Below are 19,164 nucleotides of genomic sequence, written 5' to 3'. Positions count from 1 at the left end.
CGCGTTATGTGCGTCGGCGTCGGGCGGCTCTGCCCGGCAAAAAGCTAAAGAAAAGATTTTCAGGAGAGTGGTTTGGCCCGAACCGGTCCTAACCGCCCTCCATGTTGCGATGCAGCCAGTTTCAAAAAGGAGAATATCGAAATGGCACTTACCGTTGGCGACAAGTTCCCCGCCCTCACCGTTCCCGTCCAGCAGGGCGTCTCGGCGCTCCCCGCGGGCGAGACGATCGATCTCGGCAAGACCGACGGCAAGTGGAAGGTCGTGTTCTACTGGCCCAAGGACTTCACCTTCATCTGCCCGACCGAGATCATCGGCTATGGCGAGCTGGTCAAGGATCTCGCGGACCGTGACGCCGTGCTGATCGGCGCGTCGACCGACACCGATTTCGTCCACTTCGCATGGCGCAAGTCGGACGAGCGTCTGGCGAACTGCGATTTCCCCTGGATCGCCGACAACAAGAAGGAACTGGCCGAGGCGTTGGGTATCGTCGCGAAGGAAGAGGGCGTTGCCTACCGCGCTACCTTCATCGTCGATCCGCACAACGTGATCCAGCACGTCACCGTGAACGGCCTCAACCAGGGCCGCAATCCGGCCGAGGCGATCCGCGTCCTCGACGCGCTGCAGACCGACGAGCTCTGCCCCTGCAACTGGCAGGCGGGCGAAGAGGTCCTCAAGCCGGCCGCCTGAGCCCAGGTCTGACCTGATCGAAAGGGGCGCGGGGTTCACACAATTCCGCGCCCTTTTTTTACCCATTTTCCAAGGAGAACACCCCATGTCGCTCAAGGAATTCGCGGAAGCGCTTCCCGATTTCGCCAAGGATATCCGCCTCAATGTCGGTTCGCTGCTCAATGACGCCGCGCTCGGCGACCAGCGAAAATACGGCCTGCTGCTCGCGACCGCGCATGGCACGGGCTACAAGCCGCTCGTCGACGCCGCCGAGGCCGAAGTCGAGGGCAAGCTCTCGCCCGAGGCCGCCAACGCCGCGCGTGCCGCTGCCGCGGTCATGGCGATGAACAATGTCTATTACCGCTTCGTCCACCTTGCCTCGAACAAGGAATATGCGACCTTGCCCGCGAAGCTGCGCATGAACGTGATCGGTAATCCGGGGATCGAAAAGGCCGATTTCGAGCTCTTCAGCCTCGCGGTCTCGGCGCAGAATGGCTGTGGCATGTGCATCGACAGCCATGAAAAGGTGCTCCAGCAGCACGGCGTCAGCAGCGAGATCATCCAGACCGCCGCACGCATTGGCGCGGTGATGACCGCGGTGGCCACGATCCACGCGGCTGTCGCGTAAAGCGAGGGTGTCGCGCTCACAAACCCGCTCGGGCTGAGCTTGTCGAAGCCCTCCCTTTTTCTGCTGCAAAGGTAAAAGAAGGAGAGGGCTTCGACAGGCTCAGCCCCAACGGGGTTGTTGTTATGCAGCAGCTTCCGGATAGCTGATCGTCAGTATCTCAAACTCGCGAGGCCCTGCGGGTAGTTCCACCCGTCGCAGATCGCCCACGCCCGCGCCACGCAGCGCGCGCGCAAGCGGCGCGTTCCAGCCGACCAGACCCTTGCCGGCATCTGCCTCGTCATCGCCCACCAGCGTCAGGACCCGCTCGCGATCGTCCTCATCGACGATCGTGACCGTCGCCCCGAAAAAGACGCGGCCACGGTCCTCCTGCCGCGAAGGGTCGACCACCTTGGCCGCCTTCATCTTCTTCGACAGCCGATTGAGCGTGCGGTCGATCTCGCGCAGCCGCTTGCGGCCATAGATATAATCGCCATTTTCCGAGCGATCGCCATTGCCCGCAGCCCAGCTGATCGTCTCGACCAGCTTCGGGCGCTCATCGGAGAACAACGCGTCATATTCGGCGCGCAGCCGCGCAAACCCCTGCGGCGTGATGTAATTGGGGCGGTCGTGCATGATCAGCCCGGCGTCCGCTTGCCCAGATACCAGGATAGTGGCGTCTTCGCCCCGCGCGAACGTGCGCGATCGGGGTGTATTGCGTCATAGACCACCGCGTTCTCGAGCACGCGCTGGACATAGTTGCGCGTCTCGAACAGCGGGATCGCCTCGATCCATTCGAGGATGTCGACGCCGCCCGCGCGAGGATCGCCGTTCGCGGCTAGCCACTTGTTCACATTGCCCGGCCCCGCATTGTACGCGGCCACCGCAAGCGGATAGCTGCCACCGAAATAGCTCAGCATCCGGCCGAAATAGGTCGAGCCGAGGCGGATGTTGTAGCTCGGATCGGCGGTTAGCGCGCCGATGTCATAGCTCATCCCCAGCTTGCCCGCGGTCTCGCGCGCGGTGCCCGGCATCAGCTGCATCAGCCCGCGCGCGCCCGCATGGCTCACCGCCTCGCGGTCGAACTGGCTCTCCTGCCGCGTGATCGCGTGGATCATCGTGAACGCGCCCTCATGTCCCGAAGGCACGCTCACAACCGGAAAGCCCGCGCGGACATAGTCGTTATGCCCGTTCAGGCCAGCGCTGCGCCCGATCATCACCGCAAGGTCGGGGCGCCGGATCTGCGATGCGAGTTCGGTCGCGAAATGATGATCAGTGTTGCTCTTGGCGTCAGCGGAGATGGTGCGCAGGAACTGCGTCTGGTCGCGCCAGGCGTCGATCTCGCCCAGCAGCCTCGCGGCCTTGACCACGCTGCGGTTGAAAAAGGCCTCGCGCTGGGCCGGCGACGGCGTGATTGCCGCGGTCGGCGTTGGTGCGGGAATCGGGCGCCCGAGCCGCTCGAGCGCGAGCTGGCCGTAAAACTGGTCCGGAAAGCCCGCCGCCTGTCCGAAAAAGCCGTTGGCTTCCACGCCGCGCCCTGCCGCGAGTGCCGCGCGCGCTGCCCAGTAATAACCCTTGGACTGTGTCTGGGGGGAACGCGCCGCGGTCGCATAGCGACGGAACATGCCGATGGCGTCGGCGGGGCGCCCCAGCCGTTGCATCGCGGTCATGCCGGCAAGCCAGACAAGACTGGTATAGTCGTCGCGTTCGCCAATCGGGCGATCGCGGACGTCGGTGCCCGGCGCATAGCCGTCGTCGACCCGCGACGCGATGCTATAGGCGAGGTGGTATTGCCGATCGTTCGCCGCGCCTCGCGCATTGGTCAGCAGGGTCTCGTACCATTCCTCGGCATTGAGTGGTGGTTTCGTCAGGTTGCGCGGGTTCGAAAGCAGCGCGCGCGCCGCCATCACCTGGCTGGTGTTGCGCAGCCACCCTGCGCGATCCACGATATAGCCGGGATCATTGCGATACTGGGCGTCGATAGCGCTGGCCTTGGCCGCGGCATCGGGCGCGCGCGTCTGCATGGCGATGCGCGCGTCGAAGAACTGCCGCTTCCCCCCTGAAACGAGGCTCAACTGGCGGACGGCGCTGCTGGTGCTGCCGTCCCAGAGCAGCTTTTCCATGCGTGCGTCATGATCGGCCGGGCTTAGCGCTGCCGAGAACGTGCCGAGAATGCGCGCTTCGTCTTCGGGGGGCAGGGCGCCGCCCAGCCACGCACGGCGCGCGGCGGCGCGCGCCTCGTCCTGCTTGCCCAGCGCGGCCAGTGCGACGGCGTTGCGGGCATCGCCCGTCGCGGTCAACGCCGGCTGGCGCGCGAAATAGGCGGTCACCTGTTGCGGGGAATCGCGCGTTGGATCGATCCGCCCTTCGGCGGTCTTGCGCATCGCGCTTTCGCCCGGCCAGCCGGGATTGGCCATCAGGAAGCTGGCATAGGAGGAAAAGGGGAAGCTGTCGCTCTGGCGCAGCCGGTTCCATTGCACCACCGCTTCGCCGGTCGGATCCATCCGCGACGGCGGCTGAAACGCCCCGCCGCCGCCGTTGATCTGCGCACGATACCAGCTGCGCTGGTCGGCGGTCAGATTCTGGGCGATTGCGGCGGTGGAAGAAAAGAGCAGGCCTGCGGCGATCAATCGTACAACCATGCTGGACATTCTGGCGGTGCGGTCCTTATCAGGCGCTGAACAAGAGAAGCTTCGTGACATGACCGCGACTATGACGCGGAATGCCATCGAAATGAAGGAGCAAAGGCATGTTTTCCGGGTCGATACCGGCTCTGGCGACGCCGTTTCGCGACGGTGCGTTCGACGAGGGGGCGTTCAGGCACTTCATCGACTGGCAGATTTCCGAGGGTTCCAGGGGTCTTGTGCCCTGCGGCACGACCGGCGAATCCGCGACGATGACGATCGAGGAACATAATCGTGTCGTCGCGGTCTGCATCGAGCATGCCGATGGTCGCGTGCCGGTGATCGCAGGCTGCGGGTCGAACGATACGATGACCGCGCTCGAGCATATGAAGTCCGCGCAGGCGGCAGGTGCCACCGCCGCGCTCGTCGTCGCACCCTATTACAACAAGCCCAATCGTGAGGGTGTCTACGCACATTTCGCGTATCTGGCGGAACGCTGTGACCTGCCGATCATGCTCTATAACGTGCCTTCGCGCACGATTACCGACATTGATGTCGAGACGATGGGGCGGCTTGCGGAGATTCCGACCATCATCGGAATCAAGGATGCCTGCGGCAATGTCGCGCGCGTGACCGCGCAGCGGCTCGCCTGCGGCACTGATTTCTGTCAGCTCTCGGGCAATGACGACATGGCGCTCGGCTTCATGGCGATGGGCGGGGTGGGGTGCATCTCGGTCACCGCGAATGTCGCGCCGCGCCTGTGCGCCGAGTTTCAGGCCGCCTGTGCCGCGGGCGACTGGGACGTCGCGCTCGACCTGCAGGACCGTCTCTTCCCGCTCCATGTCGCTTTGTTCAGCGACGCTTCACCCGGCCCCGTGAAATACGCGATCAATCGCCTACATAAGGACTTTACGGCTGATGTCCGCTTGCCGATGACCCCGCCCTCCGCGGCGAGCCGCGCGGTGGTGGACAAGGCCATGGAGCAACTTGGACTGATCTGATGGCCCGCCCGCGTCCCGCCAGTTTCGAGAAAGTGAAGACCGTCGCCGAGAACCGGCGCGCGCGTCACGAGTATTTTCTCGACGAATTTTTCGAGGCCGGGATCGCGCTCACGGGCACCGAGGTCAAATCGCTGCGCTTCGGCGAGGGCTCGATCGCTGAGAGCTATGCCGAGGTGAAGGACAACGAGGTGTGGCTGGTCAACGCCAACATTCCCGAGTTCAGCCACGGCAACCGCTTCAACCACGAGCCCAAGCGCCCGCGCAAACTGCTGCTCCACGAACGCGAGATCAACAAGCTGCGCGTCGGCGTCCAGCGCGAGGGGATGACGCTTATCCCCTTGTCAATATTCTTCAACGGCCGCGGCCGCGCCAAGGTCGAACTGGCGCTCGCCAAGGGCAAGAAGCTGCATGACAAGCGCGAGAGCGACAAGCAGCGTGACTGGAAGCGCGAGCAGGGCCGTCTGCTGAGGCAAAATGGCTAGAAGGAAGACCGCGCTGGCCGACTGGATCCGCAAGCACACGCCGCATCGCGACGAGCTTGTTCAGAGCCGTTGGCTCCGGCCGTTTGCGCACCGCATCGCGCATTCGGAACTGTGGCGCTTCACGCGGCGCTCGGTGCCGCGCGGGGTCGCGCTGGGCCTGATCGTCGGCATCTTCCTGCTGATACCGGGCATCCAGATCATCGGAGTCGCGCTGCTTGCGCTGCCCTTTCGCGCCAATATCCCGATCGGCGTGGCGATGACCTTCCTGAGCAATCCGGCGACGACGCCGCTGCTGCTTGGCAGTTCGATCATCGTCGGCAATCGCGCCTTCGGGCTCCACGCCGACGTCGGCACCTTCATGCAACTCCTGTCCAAAAGGGCGGGGATCAGCGAATGGACGGCTTGGTTCCTCTCCGACGCTGCGCCCGCGCTGCTCGCCGGGCTCTTCATCATCTCAGTGATCGCGGCCGCTATCGGTTACGTCCTCGCCATCTTCCTGTGGAGATTGTGGATCGGTGCCAAGTGGCGGCGGCGCGGGCACAAGCCGATCGAGCTGTCGACCAACGACCAATAGGCGTCGACCAGCGTCGATTTGATTCCTGCGGCGCGGGCACTAGAACGCTTGGTTTCAGTTGAAACAAGGGGAATCGTCCATGAAATCCGCGCTTTTCGTGCTGCTGGCGTCGACAACGCTCGCCGGCGCAACCGTTGCGCTCGCCGAAACGGCCGACACTGCGCCGACGGCGGCCACAGCGGCGAAGCCCGAACTCGGCGCCTTCGGCTTCGACGAAGCCGGCATGAACCGCACGGCAAAGCCCGGTGACGATTTCTACGAATATGCCAATGGCGCCTGGGCAAAGTCGACGCCCATTCCGTCGGATCGCTCGAACTATGGCATGTTCACGCGGCTCGACGATATTTCGCGTGCCCGCACGCGCGAGATCCTCGACGCGGTGAAGGATGACCGCACGAGCAAGATCGGCAACGCCTATGCCGGCTTCCTCGACGAGGCCGCGATCGAGGCCAAGGGGCTTGCCCCCATCAAGCCCTGGCTCGACCAGATCAAGGGTGTGAAGACGAAGGCGGACTATGCGAAGCTCGTCGGTCAGGCCGACCGCAACGGTGTCGGCGGACCCGTCGGCGCCTTTATCGGGCAGGACGACAAGAGCCCCGAAAACTACGCGCTCACCATGTTCCAGTCGGGCATCGGCATGCCCGACCGCGACTATTATCTGAGCACCGACAAGAAGCTCGCCGACACGCGCGCGGCCTATCTCGCGCATCTCGAAAAGGTGCTCACGCTGGCCGGCGAGCCCAACGCCGCCGCGCGCGCGCAGGCGCTGCTCGCCTTCGAGACCGAGATTGCGAAGGTCCACTGGACCAAGATCGACAGCCGCGACGCCACCAAGACCTATAACAAGATGACCGTCGCTGAGCTCGTCAAGGACGCGCCCGGCTTCGACTTCGCCGCCTATTTCCATGCGATCGGCGCGCACGTCGATTCGCTCATCGTCGCGCAGCCGAGCGCGGTGAAGGGGACCGCCGCAATCGTCGCAAATGCCGATCTGGCGGTGCTCAAGGACGCCATGCTCGTCCGCACGCTAGACCGCTATTCGGACTATCTGCCCAAGGCTTTCAGCGACGAATCCTTCGCTTTCTACGGCACCACGCTTTCGGGCACGCCGCAGATCGAGCCGCGCTGGAAGCGGGGCGTGACTTTCGTCACCAACAGCCTCAGCGACGAGGTCAGCAAGCTCTACGTCCAGCGCTATTTCCCGCCCGAGACCAAGGCCGCGGCGGATACGCTGGTCAAGAACGTCATCGCAGCGATGGACAAGCGCATCCAGGGGCTTGTCTGGATGGCGCCCGAAACCAAGACCAGGGCGCGCGCCAAGCTCGCCGCCTTCACGCCCAAGATCGGCTATCCCGACAAGTGGCGCGATTTCTCGGGGCTCGAGATCAGGCGCGACGATGCGCTGGGCAATGCGATCCGCTCGGCCAATTTCGAGCATGACTATAATGTCGGCAAGCTCGGCAAGCCGATCTATCGCTGGGAATGGGGCATGACGCCGATGGAGGTGAATGCCTATGCCAATTTCTCGATGAACGAGATCGTCTTCCCCGCCGCGATCCTTCAGCCGCCCTTCTTCGATCCTCATGCCGATCCGGCGGTCAACTATGGCGGCATCGGTGCGGTGATCGGGCACGAGATCAGCCACCATTTCGACGATCAGGGCAGCAAGTACGACGCCACGGGTACGCTCACCGACTGGTGGACCGCCGACGACGTCAAGAAGTTCAACGCGCTGACCGCGCAACTCGTGGCACAGTACGACGCCTACGAACCGCTGCCCGGCGAGCATGTGAAGGGCCAGCTCACGCTGGGCGAGAATATCGCGGATCTCGCGGGGCTCACCGTCGCCCATGAAGCCTACAAGGCCTCGCTCGGCGGCAAGCCCGCGCCCGTGATCGACGGTTTCACCGGCGACCAGCGCTTCTATCTGGGCTGGGCGCAGGTCTGGCGCCGCAACTACCGCGAGGCCAATCTGCGCCAGCGGCTGCTGACCGATTCGCACTCGCCCTCGGCGCAGCGCACATGGGTCGTGCGCAACCTCGACCCCTGGTACGGCGCCTACAATCCCGATGCCTCGGCGAAGCTTTATCTCTCGCAGGATAAGCGCGTCCGCATCTGGTGATTCTCCGAAGCGCTTGACGGCAATCGGAGCGGCGGCGAAGAGGGCAGTCGCCCATGAACGCACCGCTGCTCCAAGCCCTCACCGAAGGTCCCGCGCCGCGCCATGCGCCGCTCGCGCCGCGCGCCGGGGATCGCTGGCTGATGTTGATCGTCGGCGGCGCGGCCTTGCTCAGTGCGCTGCTGATGCTCTGGGCGAGCCAGAGCATCGCCGTGGCCGCCGGGTTTGCGGCGACGGCCGTGCTCATCGCGTCGTCGATGCTGGTCTTTCGCCGTCTCTATCCGCCGCAACAGCCGGTGTCGGGCGGGATCGACTGGTCGCTGACGCGCGAGGCCGCCGACAATGACGGCATTGCCATCGCGATCACCGATCGCGTGGGGCGACTGGTCTGCGCCAATGACCTGTTCGGCGCGTGGTTCCAGGGCTTTCCCACGCCCCCCGGTCTGGCGGTGGGGCAGGCGGGTCTGTCGCAGCTCACTGCCGCGGGACGCGACGCCTGGCGCGACGGCCGCGCCGAGGTCGACCTTGTCGAGTTCAACGGGACGCGTTTTTCCGCGCGGATCCTGCGATCGGGCCAGTCGGAAGATCATCTGCTCTGGCGCTTTCGCCGGCATCGCACGATCGACCTGCGCGCCGAGGCGCGGCGGCTGATCGAGGGCGAGGGCGGCGATCGGCTCGGTGAGGCCGGAATCATGGTCGCGCTGGTTGGCGGTGAGGGACGAATCCGCGCAGCCAATCGCGCCTTTGTCGCGCGCGCCGCTGGCCGCGCCGACGCGCCGATCGAGGGGCGCGATTTCGTCACGCTGCTCGTTTCGGACCGCGAAGGCGTGATCCGTTTCGCCGAGGAGGGCGGCAAGGGCACCGCGCTGCGCCTGCTCCAGATGCCGCTCGAAGCGGGCGTCATTGACAGCCCGACGCTGCTGTTCCTGATCGACGACGAATATGCGGTGTCCGGCCGGATCGGAGGTCCCGGCGGCACGGGCAGCCATTTGCAGACGCTGCTCTCGATGCTGCCGCTCGGCCTCGCGCTCACCGATCGCGACGGTCGCTTCCTCTTCCTCAACGATGCCTTCGCACGCGCCGCCGGGCTCGAGGAGGGCGTGATGCCCGTCTATCCCGGCGATCTTGTCGTGCGCGAGGACAAGGCCGCAGTCGCCGATACCGTGCGACGCTTCGGCGCCGGGCAGCAGGCGCTGTCGGGCGACATCGCGGTGCGTCTGCGCAACAATCCCGAAGAGCCTGTCGCGCTCACCATCGCGGGCGCGCGCGGATTGGGCGAGGCGGCGGTGCTGCTGTCGCTGAAGGATTCGAGCGAGGAATCGAAGCTCAAGCGTCAGGCCGAACAGGCGACCAAGATGCAGGCGGTCGGCCAGCTCGCGGGCGGCGTGGCGCACGACTTCAACAACATCCTGACCGCGATCATCGGGCATAGCGATCTCATGCTGATGCGCCATGCGCCGGGCGACAGCGACTATGACGATATCCAGCAGATCAAGAGCAACTCCAACCGCGCCGCCAGCCTGACGCGCCAGCTGCTCGCCTTTTCGCGCCAGCAGACGCTGCGCCCGCAGGTGCTGCAACTGCCCGACGTCATTTCGGAGGTGTCCAACCTTCTCAAGCGCCTGCTCGGCGAGACCGTGATCCTGAATGTCAGCCATGGCCGTAATCTTGGCGCGGTGCGCGCGGATCCGGGCCAGCTCGAGCAGGTGATCGTCAACCTCGTCGTCAATGCGCGCGACGCCATGCCCCAGGGCGGCAGCGTCACCATCCAGACCTATGCGGTTCCGGCGCGCGACGTGCGCCAGATGGGCAGCGAGATCCTGCCGATCGTCGACTATACCGCGCTCAAGATCAGCGATACCGGCACGGGCATCGCGCCCGAATTGCTGCCCAAGATCTTCGAACCCTTCTTCACCACCAAGGAAGTGGGCAAGGGCACCGGCCTCGGCCTCTCGACGGTCTACGGTATCGTCAAGCAATCGGGCGGCTTCATCTTCGCCGATTCGCGCGTCGGCGAGGGCACGAGCTTCATCATCTACCTGCCGGTCCACGACGCCGAGACGATTGTCGAGACCGGCCCTGCGCCCAAGGTGAAGCAGGGCGAACTCTGGGGCAGCGGCACGATCCTGCTTGTCGAGGACGAGGACATGGTGCGCGCGGTCGCCGAACGCGCGCTGACGCGCCATGGCTATACCGTCCTTACCGCCAGCAATGGCGAGGAGGCGCTGGAGATGCTGGCGCAGGGAATGGAGATCGACCTGCTCATCTCCGACGTCGTCATGCCCACGATGGATGGTCCGACGATGGTGCGTCAGGCGCGCAAGACCTGGCCCGATCTCAAGATCCTGTTCATGTCGGGCTATGCCGAGGAGCAGTTGCGCAAATCGATCGACCTGGACCGCGTGGCCTTCCTGCCCAAGCCCTTTTCGGTCAACCAGCTTGCCGAAGCGGCGCGCGCCGCCATCGCGCCGAAGTAATGCTGCCGCGCGGCAAAGCGCTCCCGCGGCCAAATAATTCGCTTCCAGCGACCGTCGCCGCTGCTATTGAAGCGGCATGACGACACCCTTGCGCATCCTGATCATCGAGGACGAGCCACTCATCGCGATGATGCTGGAAGATTTTATCGAGGCGTTGGGACACGTCCGGGCGGGCACCGCGGATTCGATCGCGACCGCGCTGCCGCTCGTCGAGCGGGGCAGCTTCGACGCGGTCATTCTCGACGTGAACCTGCGCGGTGGTGAGCTGTGCTGGCCCGTGGCCGACAGGCTGGCCGAGGACGGCAAGCCCTATCTGCTCGCGAGCGGCGGCCAGTCGGAGGCGTTGCCCGACGCGCACGCCTGCGCGCCCGTGCTTGCCAAGCCCTTCACCATGGACGGCGTCCGGTCCGCGCTGGAGCGTCTCGCGGGCTGAAGCATGCCCGCATTTCCAGCACCCGAACATTTTTTGTTCCACTCTTGTTCCATGAGAACAAATACTGTACGAAGCTCTCCTGCGTTGAACCGGACCGGTGTTCGATCTACGAGGGGAAGCAGCCATGTCGGCACAATTGAAGCTCATCGATTCCGATAAGAAGACGGGGAATATGGACAGGCAAAAGGCTCTCGAAGCGGCACTCGCGCAGATCGACCGCGCGTTCGGCAAGGGCTCGGCAATGAAGCTGGGCTCGCGCGAGGCGATGGAGATCGAGGCGATCTCCACGGGTTCGCTCGGGCTCGATATCGCGCTCGGCATTGGCGGCTTGCCGCGCGGCCGCGTGGTTGAGGTCTACGGTCCGGAAAGCTCGGGCAAGACGACGCTTGCGCTCCATGTCATTGCGGAAGCCCAGAAGATGGGCGGCACCGCGGCCTTCGTCGATGCCGAACATGCGCTCGATCCGGTTTATGCCAAGAAGCTCGGGGTCGATATCGACGAACTGATCGTGTCGCAGCCCGACACCGGCGAGCAGGCGCTCGAGATCGTCGATACGCTCGTTCGTTCCAACGCGATCGACGTGCTCGTCGTCGATTCGGTCGCGGCGCTGGTGCCGCGTGCCGAGATCGAGGGCGAAATGGGCGACAGCCATGTCGGCCTGCAGGCCCGCCTGATGTCGCAGTCGCTGCGCAAGCTCACGGGCTCGATCAGCCGTTCTCGCTGCATCGTGATCTTCATTAACCAGCTCCGCATGAAGATCGGCGTGATGTACGGCAATCCGGAAACCACGACCGGCGGCAACGCGCTCAAATTCTACGCCTCGGTCCGTCTCGACATTCGCCGCACTGGCCAGATCAAGGACCGCGACGATATCGTCGGCAACACGACGCGCGTGAAGGTCGTCAAGAACAAGGTCGCGCCGCCGTTCAAGCAGGTCGAGTTCGACATCATGTACGGTGCGGGCATTTCCAAGGTCGGCGAGATCCTCGATCTCGGCGTCAAGGCCGGGATCGTCGAGAAGTCGGGCGCGTGGTTCTCCTATGACTCGATCCGGATCGGGCAGGGGCGCGAGAACGCCAAGACCTATCTCAAGGAAAATCCCGAGGTGATGAACCGCCTCGAAGCCGCGATCCGCGCGCGCACCGACGCGGTCGCCGAAGAGATGATGACAGGACCCGATGCGGAGGATGACGGCGATCTGTGATCGCATCGCCTGACAGGACGGTACCGGTTCTGTCGGGCGACCCCTGCGGTCCATAGCCGCGCCTACGCATCAAGCACCCAAAAGGCCCGTCGCGCGTCGACGGGCCTTTTTCGTTTTGGCCCGCTGCAATTTTCTTTCGCAATTCAAGGGAAAGATGCGAAGCTAAGGTTGAAGGGCCTCACATGCCCGCTCATCCTGAGGAGCCGTTGAGCGAAGTCGAAACGGTGTCTCGAAGGACCGCTCCGGGCATATCCTTCGAGACGAGTCTTCGCCAGGCTCAGCCTCTCCTCAGGATGAGCGGGCATTTGTGGGCAGGAGAGGTAAGTCCATGACCATCATCGTCCATCACCTTGAAAATTCGCGTTCGCAACGCGTCCTTTGGATGCTCGAAGAGGTCGGGCTTCCCTATGAGGTGAAGCGCTACGAGCGCGACAGCAAGACGATGCTGGCCCCGCCCGAGCTCAGGAAAGTCCATCCGCTCGGCAAGTCGCCCGCGATAGAGGACGACGGCCGCGTCATCGTGGAGACCGGTGCGATCGTCGAATATCTGGTCGAGTGCGCGGATGGAAAGCTCGGCCCGCCACCGCATCGCGATGCGATCCTGCGTTATCGCCATTTCCTTCATTATGCCGAAGGGTCGCTGATGCCGCCGCTGCTCGTCATGCTCGTGATCAACCGCATGGGCATTCTCGGCAAGCCGGTGCGGCCGCGCATACAGGCAATGATCGACACGCATCTCGACTGGCTCGAGGATGAGCTTGCGACGCGCGACTGGTTTGCGGGCGATGTCTTCACCGCAGCCGATGTCATGATGAGCTTTCCGCTCGAGGCGGCGCGACAGCGCGCCGGACTATCGAAATCGCGTCCGCATCTGAACGCCTGGATCGATCGCATCCACGCGCGGCCCGCCTACAAGACCGCGCTGAAAAAGGGTGGGCCCTACGCCTTCGCCTGATGGTGCGTCTCGGCCGTCATTGCGGGGAGCATGGCGACGAAGCAATCCAGAGTCACAAGCCTCAGCGCTGGATTGCTTCGCTCCGCTCGCAATGACGTGATACGGTGATACCCAAATTGCGGAACGGCATCGCAATCAGGGCGTTAGAACCGTTGGGGAGGAGAAACGATGTCCCTCCAGGTCAAGATGCTGATCGGCTTCATCGTCGGCCTGACGGGCGGGCTCCTCGTCCACATGATCGCGCCCGACGCGCCGTGGCTTGAGACCTTCACGACCTATGTCACGCAGCCGATCGGGCAGATCTTTCTCCGGCTGCTCTTCATGCTCGTCATTCCGTTGCTGTTCTCGGCGCTGGTGATGGGCATTGCCGACATGGGCGACGTCGCCGCGCTCAAGCGGATCGGGGTCAAGACGCTTGCCATCACTGTGCTGGTCTCGACGATCGCGGTGATCCTCGCGCTCGCGGTCGTCAATCTGCTCAAGCCGGGCTCGGGCGTGGATCCCGCGCTCGCGCAGCTGTTGCTCGCCGATGCCCGCGACGGTGCACAGGCGATCGTCGCGGGCGGAAGGGAGGCGCCGACGGGGATCGACGCGCTGCTCAACATCATTCCCAGCAATGTCGTCACCGCCATGTCGAACAACGACATCCTCGCGGTGATGTTCTTCGCGCTCATGTTCGGCATCGGCCTGTTGCTCGTCCGAACCCCCGCCACGCGGCAGCTCCAGAGCGCGATCGAGGGTGTGTTCGACGTGACGATGCGGCTGATCGGGATCGTCATCCGCCTCGCGCCCTATGCTGTCGCCTGTTTCATGTTCAACCTCGCCGCGATCTTCGGCTGGGAGCTTCTTGTCCGGCTCGGTGCCTATGTCGGTGTCGTGCTGCTTGCGCTCGGGCTGCAGATGTTCGTCGTCTATCCGGCGATGATCCGGATCGCGGGGGGCATGTCGCCCGTGTTCTTCTTTCGCGGAATCCAGGAGGCGATGGTGATGGCCTTTTCCACCGCCTCGTCCAACGCGACATTGCCGACCGCGTTGCGCGTGGCCGAAAACAAGCTCCATCTGCCCCCGCGCGTCTCGCGCTTCGTCCTCACCATCGGCGCGACCGCCAACCAGAACGGCACCGCGATGTTCGAAGGGATCACCGTCCTCTTCCTCGCGCAGTTCTTCGGCGTCGAGCTCACGCTGAGCGCGCAGGCGATGGTGCTGCTCATCTGCATTCTGGGCGGCATCGGTACCGCGGGCGTTCCCGCGGGATCGCTGCCCGTGATCGCGCTCATCCTCGGCATGGTCGGCGTGCCGCCCGAGGGGATCGGGCTGGTTCTCGGCGTTGATCGTTTCCTCGACATGTGCCGGACGACGCTCAACGTCACCGGCGACCTCGCCATTGCCGCGGTCGTCTCGCGTGGCGAGACGACCGAACGGCAACTGGCCTGATCAGGCGCGGAAGGAGTCCGGGCCCTGGTCTCCAACGGTTTCCGGCGCGTGCAGGATGTGGTGGGTCGAGGGCGCGTGCGGCGGCTCAATCTCGGCGGGCTCGATCGGGTCGAGCTTGCCCTCCCATTTGGCGACGACGACGCTCGCGACGGCATTGCCGACGACGTTGGTCGCCGAGCGTCCCATGTCGAGGAAATGGTCGACCGCGAGGATCAGCAGCAGTCCCGCCTCGGGAATGTCGAACAGCGCTAGCGTCGCCGAAATCACGACCAGGCTGGCGCGCGGCACGCCCGCCACGCCCTTGGACGTGATCATCAGCACCAGGAGCATCGTGATCTCCTGGCCGAGCGTCAGGTCGATGCCATAAGCCTGCGCGATGAAGATCGTCGCGAAGGTCATGTAGATCATCGATCCGTCGAGGTTGAACGAATAGCCCAGCGGCAGCACGAAGCTCGCGATCTTGGGCGGCACGCCAAAACGGTCCAGCGCCTCCAGCGTCCGCGGATAGGCCGCCTCGGATGATGCGGTAGAAAAGGCAAGCAGGATCGGCTCGCGGATATAGCGCAGCAACAGACCGGTGCGCTTGCCGACGACCAGGAAGGCCGCGCCGATCAGCACGATCCAGAGCACGATCATGCCGATGTAGAAGCTGCCCATGAAATAGGCGAGATCGCCCAGAATGGCGGGACCGCGTTCGGTGAGCGTCCCTGCAACCGCCGCAAACACCGCGAAGGGCGCGAAGCGCATCACATAGTCGGTGATCTGGAGCATCACCTGCACCAGCGCCTCGACGCCCTTGACGAGAGGCTTCCCCTTTTCGCCGACCGCGGTGAGCGCGACGCCGACGAACAGCGAGAAGACGACGATCTGCAGGATCTCGTTCTTCGCCATGGCGTCGATCATCGAGGCCGGGAAGATGTGCGTGATGAAATCCTTGAGGTTGAACGCGCCCTTGTCGACGCCGCTGGCCGCCTCGACCGGTGGGAGCGGAAAGTCGAGCCCGACGCCGGGCTGCAGGAAGTTGACGAGGACCAGCCCGAGCGTCAGCGAAACCAGGCTCGCCGAAAAGAACCATGTGAGCGACTTGAGCCCGACGCGCCCGAGCGCTGATGTGTCGCCCATATGGACGATGCCCATCACCAGCGTCGAAAAGACCAGCGGGGCGATGATCATCTTGATCAGCCGCAGGAAGATGGTGGTGACAATCGAGAAATAGCCCGCGATCTCGGTCAGTCGCGCGCTGGCTTCGGGGGTGCCGTCGCCGATCGCGGCGTTGAGGCCCCAGCCACAGAAGATGCCGAGCACCAGCCCGGCGAGAATATAGTAGGTCAGGCGCTTGGCCACTGGTGTCCCCCGTCTTCGCGAAGGCGACTACCAAGAGGATTGCCGCCGCCGGGTCAAGCCGATGCGTGAACCCGGCGGTCGAATGGGCCTTGCTTGCGCCGTCAGGCGGCCGCGGCGGCCCGCGCTTGCTGGACGACGTGCTCCGCCATCTTGCCGCTCAGCTCGGAGAGGTGGTCGAACTGCGCCGTGAAGCTCGCCAGCCCCTGGCTCAAGGACCGCAATTCGGCGTCGAGCCCGTGCAGTTCGGCCTCGGGCAGCAGCACGTCGACCCGGTCCCAGCGCGACCAGCCTTCGCGCGGATTGATGCCGAGCACCTGTCCGCGCCTGCTCGATACCGCCGAACTGACGCGTGAGGTCGCGCCGCCCGGCGTCAATATGCTCACCTGCCAGATCGGTTCGAGCAGATAGGGCGTGCATTGGGGGAGCGCCTCGGACATCGCGATCCGCCCCGCAAGGCGAAAGGCCAGCTCCGAGCTGTCGACGCTGTGGAACGACCCATCAACCAGCGTCACCCCGACATCGACCACGGGAAAACCCATGGGGCCGTGTTCCATCGCGTCGCGCACGCCGAGCTCGACCGCGGGGATCCACTGTTTCGGGATCGCCCCCCCCGTGATCTTCTCGTCGAAAACGAAGCCCGCGCCGCGTTCGACGGGCCGCAGCTCGATAATCACGTCGCCATATTGGCCGTGCCCGCCCGACTGCTTCTTGTGGCGGCCGCGCTGCGTCACCGATTTGCGGATCGATTCGCGATAGGGCACGCTTGGCTTGCGCGTGTCCACCGCCACCCCGTAGCGCCGCTTGAGCTTGGCGATCGTGGCCTGCAGATGCTCGTCATTGACCCCGCGCAGCAGCATCTCATGCGCGCCCTCGTCATGCCCCCATCGAAGCGACGGATCCTCCTCGACCAGCTTGTGCAGCGCCGCCGAAAGCCGGACATCGTCCTTGCGGTCCTGCGTCGCGATCGCGACCGCGCTGTTCATCGTCGGAGAGGGCGCGGCCTGCGCGGCGGCCGCCACCTTGCGGCCGATGCCGAGCAGGTCGCCGCTATGCGCCGAATCGACCTTGGCGATGGCGATCACGTCGCCCGGATCGGCATTGCTCGTCTTGGCGGTGCTGGCGCCTTGGACAAAAAACAACCCGCCGATGCGGGTCGCTTCGCCGGCAGTGTCGATCAGTTCACCGCCCTCGGTCAGCGGCGCCCCCCAGACTCTCGCATAGGCCAGCCTGCCGACCGGGCTGCCATGCGAGATCTTGAGCACATAGCTGCTGGGATCGGTGGCGCCGATGCGCGCGGCGGCCGCCTCGGGCGCGGGCGCTTCATGGCGCAGCATCTTGAGCAATCGCCGGATGCCGAAGCCGTTCAGCGCCGAACCGAACAGCACGGGGACGACGAGGCCCTCGCGCAGCTCGCGTGTCAGATCGGCGCACACCATGTCCTGACATGGCGCCTGATCCGAAATGAGCTGTTCGAGCAGGTCGTCGTCATGATCGGCGAGCTGTTCGAGCATATGGAAACGGTCGGCCGCCTCGCGGTCCACCATGTCCGCGGGAATGTCGATCCGCTGCGACGGCTTGCCGGGCTGATAGTGATATGCGCGTTCGAGCGCGAGATCGACGAAGCCGGTCACCTTGTCGCCCTCGCGAATGGGGATCTGCCGTGCCAGCAGCGTCGCACTGCTCATGGGCTCGAGCGCCGCCAGCAGCTCACGGATCGAGCCCCGCGCCTGATCGATCTTGTTGACGAAGATCGCATGGGGAATGCCAAGCGCTTCGACGCGACGCAGCACGGGCTCGGCGAGCGACGCACGCGCAGGATCGGGGTCGATGACGATCAGCGCGAGGTCCGCGGCATTGAGCGCAGCGTCCCCGTCGGCGGCGAAGCCGATCGAGCCGGGCGTGTCGAGCAGCGCGAAGCGATCGCCGAGATATTCGAGCCGGGCCAGGTTGATCTCGGTCGATCCGCCGCGCGCGCGCGCCTCGGGGCTCGCATCGCCCGTGCTCGTGCCGGCTTCCACCGCGCCCTGACGGCTGATCGCGCCGGCGGCGAACAGCAGCGCCTCCATGAGGCTTGTCTTGCCAGCCCCGGCGGGGCCGACGAGCGCTACAGCCCGAACTCCTTTCGTGGTTTCCATGAATGCCACTCCTTCAGGCCGCATCCTTCCTATGCCTGCGGATCAGGCAGGACGGGACGCGGCTCTCCCGTCCAGCGGGTACTGAGGCGCAGTTTCGTCTTTCATAGCTTGCGACGATGCGCTTCGCCAGCGCCCCAAATGGGCAATCCATGCGCATTATTCGGCGATCGACTCGAATCACAGCCTTTTCACACCGCTTCGGCTCACCTAAGTGGCAGTCATGACTTCGACCAATGACATTCGCCGCTCGTTCCTCGACTATTTTGAGGGCCAGGGCCATGCGCGCGTGCCTTCCGCGCCGCTCGTCCCGCACAACGATCCCACGCTGATGTTCGTGAACGCCGGCATGGTGCCCTTCAAGAACGTCTTCACGGGGCTCGAGAAGCGCGACTATTCGACCGCGACCTCGTCCCAGAAGTGCGTGCGCGCGGGCGGCAAGCACAATGATCTCGACAATGTCGGCTATACCGCACGGCATCACACCTTCTTCGAGATGCTCGGCAACTTCTCGTTCGGCGACTATTTCAAGGAACAGGCGATCACGCATGCCTGGACCCTGCTGACGAAAGAATGGGGTATTCCCGCCGACAAGCTCACCGCCACCGTCTATCACACTGACGATCAGGCGTTCGAGCTCTGGAAGAAGATCGCGGGTCTTCCCGAAAGCCGCATCATCCGCATCCCGACCAAGGACAATTTCTGGGCGATGGGCTCGGATGGTCCCTGCGGACCCTGTTCGGAAATCTTCTACGATCATGGCGACCATATCTTCGGCGGCCCCCCGGGCAGCCCCGATGAGGATGGCGACCGTTTCGTCGAGATCTGGAACCTCGTCTTCATGCAGTTCGTGCAGGAGAATGACGAGATTATCGGCGATCTGCCGCGCCCCTCGATCGACACGGGCATGGGTCTCGAGCGCCTCGCAGCGGTGCTTCAGGGCGTCCATGACAATTACGACACCGACACCTTCAAGGCACTGATCGCCGAATCAGGCGAGCTGACCAAGACCACGACCACGGGCGACAATCAGGCCAGCCACCGCGTGATCGCGGATCACCTGCGCTCCTCGGGCTTCCTCGTGGCGGACGGCGTGCTGCCCGCGAACGAAGGCC

16 protein-coding genes are annotated in these 19,164 nt (G+C 64.6%); 12 read left to right on the top strand and 4 right to left on the bottom strand.

The window, feature by feature from the left end; all coding sequences use genetic code 11:
- The first annotated feature begins 141 nt into the window (after positions 1–141).
- Positions 142–687, top strand: coding sequence for a peroxiredoxin (locus MKI88_RS18090; protein ID WP_241632950.1), 546 nt, complete (start codon positions 142–144; stop codon positions 685–687).
- An 85-nt stretch (positions 688–772) separates the two neighbouring features.
- On the top strand, positions 773–1,294 hold the full coding sequence (locus MKI88_RS18085) for a carboxymuconolactone decarboxylase family protein (protein WP_241632949.1): 522 nt from the start codon (positions 773–775) through the stop codon (positions 1,292–1,294).
- Positions 1,295–1,414: 120 nt separating this feature from the next.
- Here the strand turns inward: MKI88_RS18085 and greB are convergent, their stop codons facing one another.
- Entirely contained in the window at positions 1,415–1,906 is a 492-nt protein-coding gene (gene greB, locus MKI88_RS18080) for a transcription elongation factor GreB (RefSeq protein WP_241632948.1), read from the bottom strand.
- Between the two features lie 2 nt (positions 1,907–1,908).
- Complete coding sequence (locus tag MKI88_RS18075; protein ID WP_241632947.1) at positions 1,909–3,921, bottom strand: lytic transglycosylase domain-containing protein; 2,013 nt, start codon at positions 3,919–3,921, stop codon at positions 1,909–1,911.
- Positions 3,922–4,019: 98 nt separating this feature from the next.
- Between MKI88_RS18075 and dapA the strand changes: the two genes are divergently transcribed.
- The 9 genes from dapA to MKI88_RS18030 all read left to right on the top strand — a co-directional run bounded on the left by dapA (position 4,020) and on the right by MKI88_RS18030 (position 14,573).
- Positions 4,020–4,895: a 4-hydroxy-tetrahydrodipicolinate synthase gene (dapA, locus tag MKI88_RS18070; RefSeq protein ID WP_241632946.1), complete on the top strand. Its 876-nt coding sequence runs from the start codon at positions 4,020–4,022 to the stop codon at positions 4,893–4,895.
- Positions 4,895–5,377, top strand: coding sequence for an SsrA-binding protein SmpB (gene smpB, locus MKI88_RS18065; RefSeq protein ID WP_241632945.1), 483 nt, complete (start codon positions 4,895–4,897; stop codon positions 5,375–5,377). Before dapA ends, smpB begins: the two co-directional genes overlap by 1 nt.
- A complete protein-coding gene (locus MKI88_RS18060; protein WP_241632944.1) occupies positions 5,370–5,951 on the top strand; it encodes a DUF2062 domain-containing protein in 582 nt (193 codons plus the stop codon). The genes smpB and MKI88_RS18060 overlap by 8 nt, the downstream gene beginning before the upstream one ends.
- Positions 5,952–6,030: 79 nt before the next feature.
- On the top strand, positions 6,031–8,073 hold the full coding sequence (locus MKI88_RS18055) for a M13 family metallopeptidase (protein WP_241632943.1): 2,043 nt from the start codon (positions 6,031–6,033) through the stop codon (positions 8,071–8,073).
- 140 nt (positions 8,074–8,213) lie between these two features.
- Positions 8,214–10,547 carry a response regulator gene (locus MKI88_RS18050; RefSeq protein WP_241632959.1) on the top strand — a complete coding sequence of 778 codons (2,334 nt, stop codon included), beginning with the start codon at positions 8,214–8,216 and terminating at the stop codon, positions 10,545–10,547.
- 76 nt (positions 10,548–10,623) lie between these two features.
- Complete coding sequence (locus tag MKI88_RS18045) at positions 10,624–10,980, top strand: response regulator (protein WP_241632942.1); 357 nt, start codon at positions 10,624–10,626, stop codon at positions 10,978–10,980.
- Positions 10,981–11,104: 124 nt separating this feature from the next.
- Positions 11,105–12,184: a recombinase RecA gene (recA, locus tag MKI88_RS18040; protein ID WP_281063758.1), complete on the top strand. Its 1,080-nt coding sequence runs from the start codon at positions 11,105–11,107 to the stop codon at positions 12,182–12,184.
- 328 nt (positions 12,185–12,512) lie between these two features.
- On the top strand, positions 12,513–13,139 hold the full coding sequence (locus MKI88_RS18035; protein ID WP_241632941.1) for a glutathione S-transferase family protein: 627 nt from the start codon (positions 12,513–12,515) through the stop codon (positions 13,137–13,139).
- 168 nt (positions 13,140–13,307) lie between these two features.
- Positions 13,308–14,573, top strand: coding sequence for a dicarboxylate/amino acid:cation symporter (locus MKI88_RS18030; protein ID WP_241632940.1), 1,266 nt, complete (start codon positions 13,308–13,310; stop codon positions 14,571–14,573).
- Here MKI88_RS18030 and MKI88_RS18025 read toward each other — a convergent pair whose 3' ends face one another.
- Entirely contained in the window at positions 14,574–15,917 is a 1,344-nt protein-coding gene (locus tag MKI88_RS18025) for a dicarboxylate/amino acid:cation symporter (RefSeq protein ID WP_241632939.1), read from the bottom strand.
- A gap of 101 nt (positions 15,918–16,018) precedes the next feature.
- Positions 16,019–18,052 carry an elongation factor G gene (locus MKI88_RS18020; protein WP_241632938.1) on the bottom strand — a complete coding sequence of 678 codons (2,034 nt, stop codon included), beginning with the start codon at positions 18,050–18,052 and terminating at the stop codon, positions 16,019–16,021.
- 220 nt (positions 18,053–18,272) lie between these two features.
- On the opposite strand from MKI88_RS18020, the gene MKI88_RS18015 reads away from it, so the two are divergent.
- The coding region (locus tag MKI88_RS18015; RefSeq protein ID WP_241632937.1) for an alanine--tRNA ligase-related protein at positions 18,273–19,164 on the top strand (892 nt) is incomplete at its 3' end.

It is taken from the genome of Sphingomonas sp. LaA6.9 (genome assembly GCF_022601895.1).
Lineage (GTDB): Bacteria > Pseudomonadota > Alphaproteobacteria > Sphingomonadales > Sphingomonadaceae > Sphingobium_A.
Note: the sequence above shows the minus strand (reverse complement) of the source record. Positions and strands in the feature narration are given on the sequence as shown.

What these genes read in the sequence shown, in the direction of transcription:
- MKI88_RS18090 (WP_241632950.1), top strand. Translation starts at nt 142, where the DNA reads ATGGCACTTACCGTTGGCGACAAGTTCCCCGCCCTCACCGTTCCCGTC.
- MKI88_RS18085 (WP_241632949.1), top strand. Translation starts at nt 773, where the DNA reads ATGTCGCTCAAGGAATTCGCGGAAGCGCTTCCCGATTTCGCCAAGGAT.
- greB (WP_241632948.1), bottom strand. Translation starts at nt 1,906, where the DNA reads ATGCACGACCGCCCCAATTACATCACGCCGCAGGGGTTTGCGCGGCTG.
- MKI88_RS18075 (WP_241632947.1), bottom strand. Translation starts at nt 3,921, where the DNA reads ATGTCCAGCATGGTTGTACGATTGATCGCCGCAGGCCTGCTCTTTTCT.
- dapA (WP_241632946.1), top strand. Translation starts at nt 4,020, where the DNA reads ATGTTTTCCGGGTCGATACCGGCTCTGGCGACGCCGTTTCGCGACGGT.
- smpB (WP_241632945.1), top strand. Translation starts at nt 4,895, where the DNA reads ATGGCCCGCCCGCGTCCCGCCAGTTTCGAGAAAGTGAAGACCGTCGCC.
- MKI88_RS18060 (WP_241632944.1), top strand. Translation starts at nt 5,370, where the DNA reads ATGGCTAGAAGGAAGACCGCGCTGGCCGACTGGATCCGCAAGCACACG.
- MKI88_RS18055 (WP_241632943.1), top strand. Translation starts at nt 6,031, where the DNA reads ATGAAATCCGCGCTTTTCGTGCTGCTGGCGTCGACAACGCTCGCCGGC.
- MKI88_RS18050 (WP_241632959.1), top strand. Translation starts at nt 8,214, where the DNA reads ATGTTGATCGTCGGCGGCGCGGCCTTGCTCAGTGCGCTGCTGATGCTC.
- MKI88_RS18045 (WP_241632942.1), top strand. Translation starts at nt 10,624, where the DNA reads ATGACGACACCCTTGCGCATCCTGATCATCGAGGACGAGCCACTCATC.
- recA (WP_281063758.1), top strand. Translation starts at nt 11,105, where the DNA reads ATGTCGGCACAATTGAAGCTCATCGATTCCGATAAGAAGACGGGGAAT.
- MKI88_RS18035 (WP_241632941.1), top strand. Translation starts at nt 12,513, where the DNA reads ATGACCATCATCGTCCATCACCTTGAAAATTCGCGTTCGCAACGCGTC.
- MKI88_RS18030 (WP_241632940.1), top strand. Translation starts at nt 13,308, where the DNA reads ATGTCCCTCCAGGTCAAGATGCTGATCGGCTTCATCGTCGGCCTGACG.
- MKI88_RS18020 (WP_241632938.1), bottom strand. Translation starts at nt 18,052, where the DNA reads ATGGAAACCACGAAAGGAGTTCGGGCTGTAGCGCTCGTCGGCCCCGCC.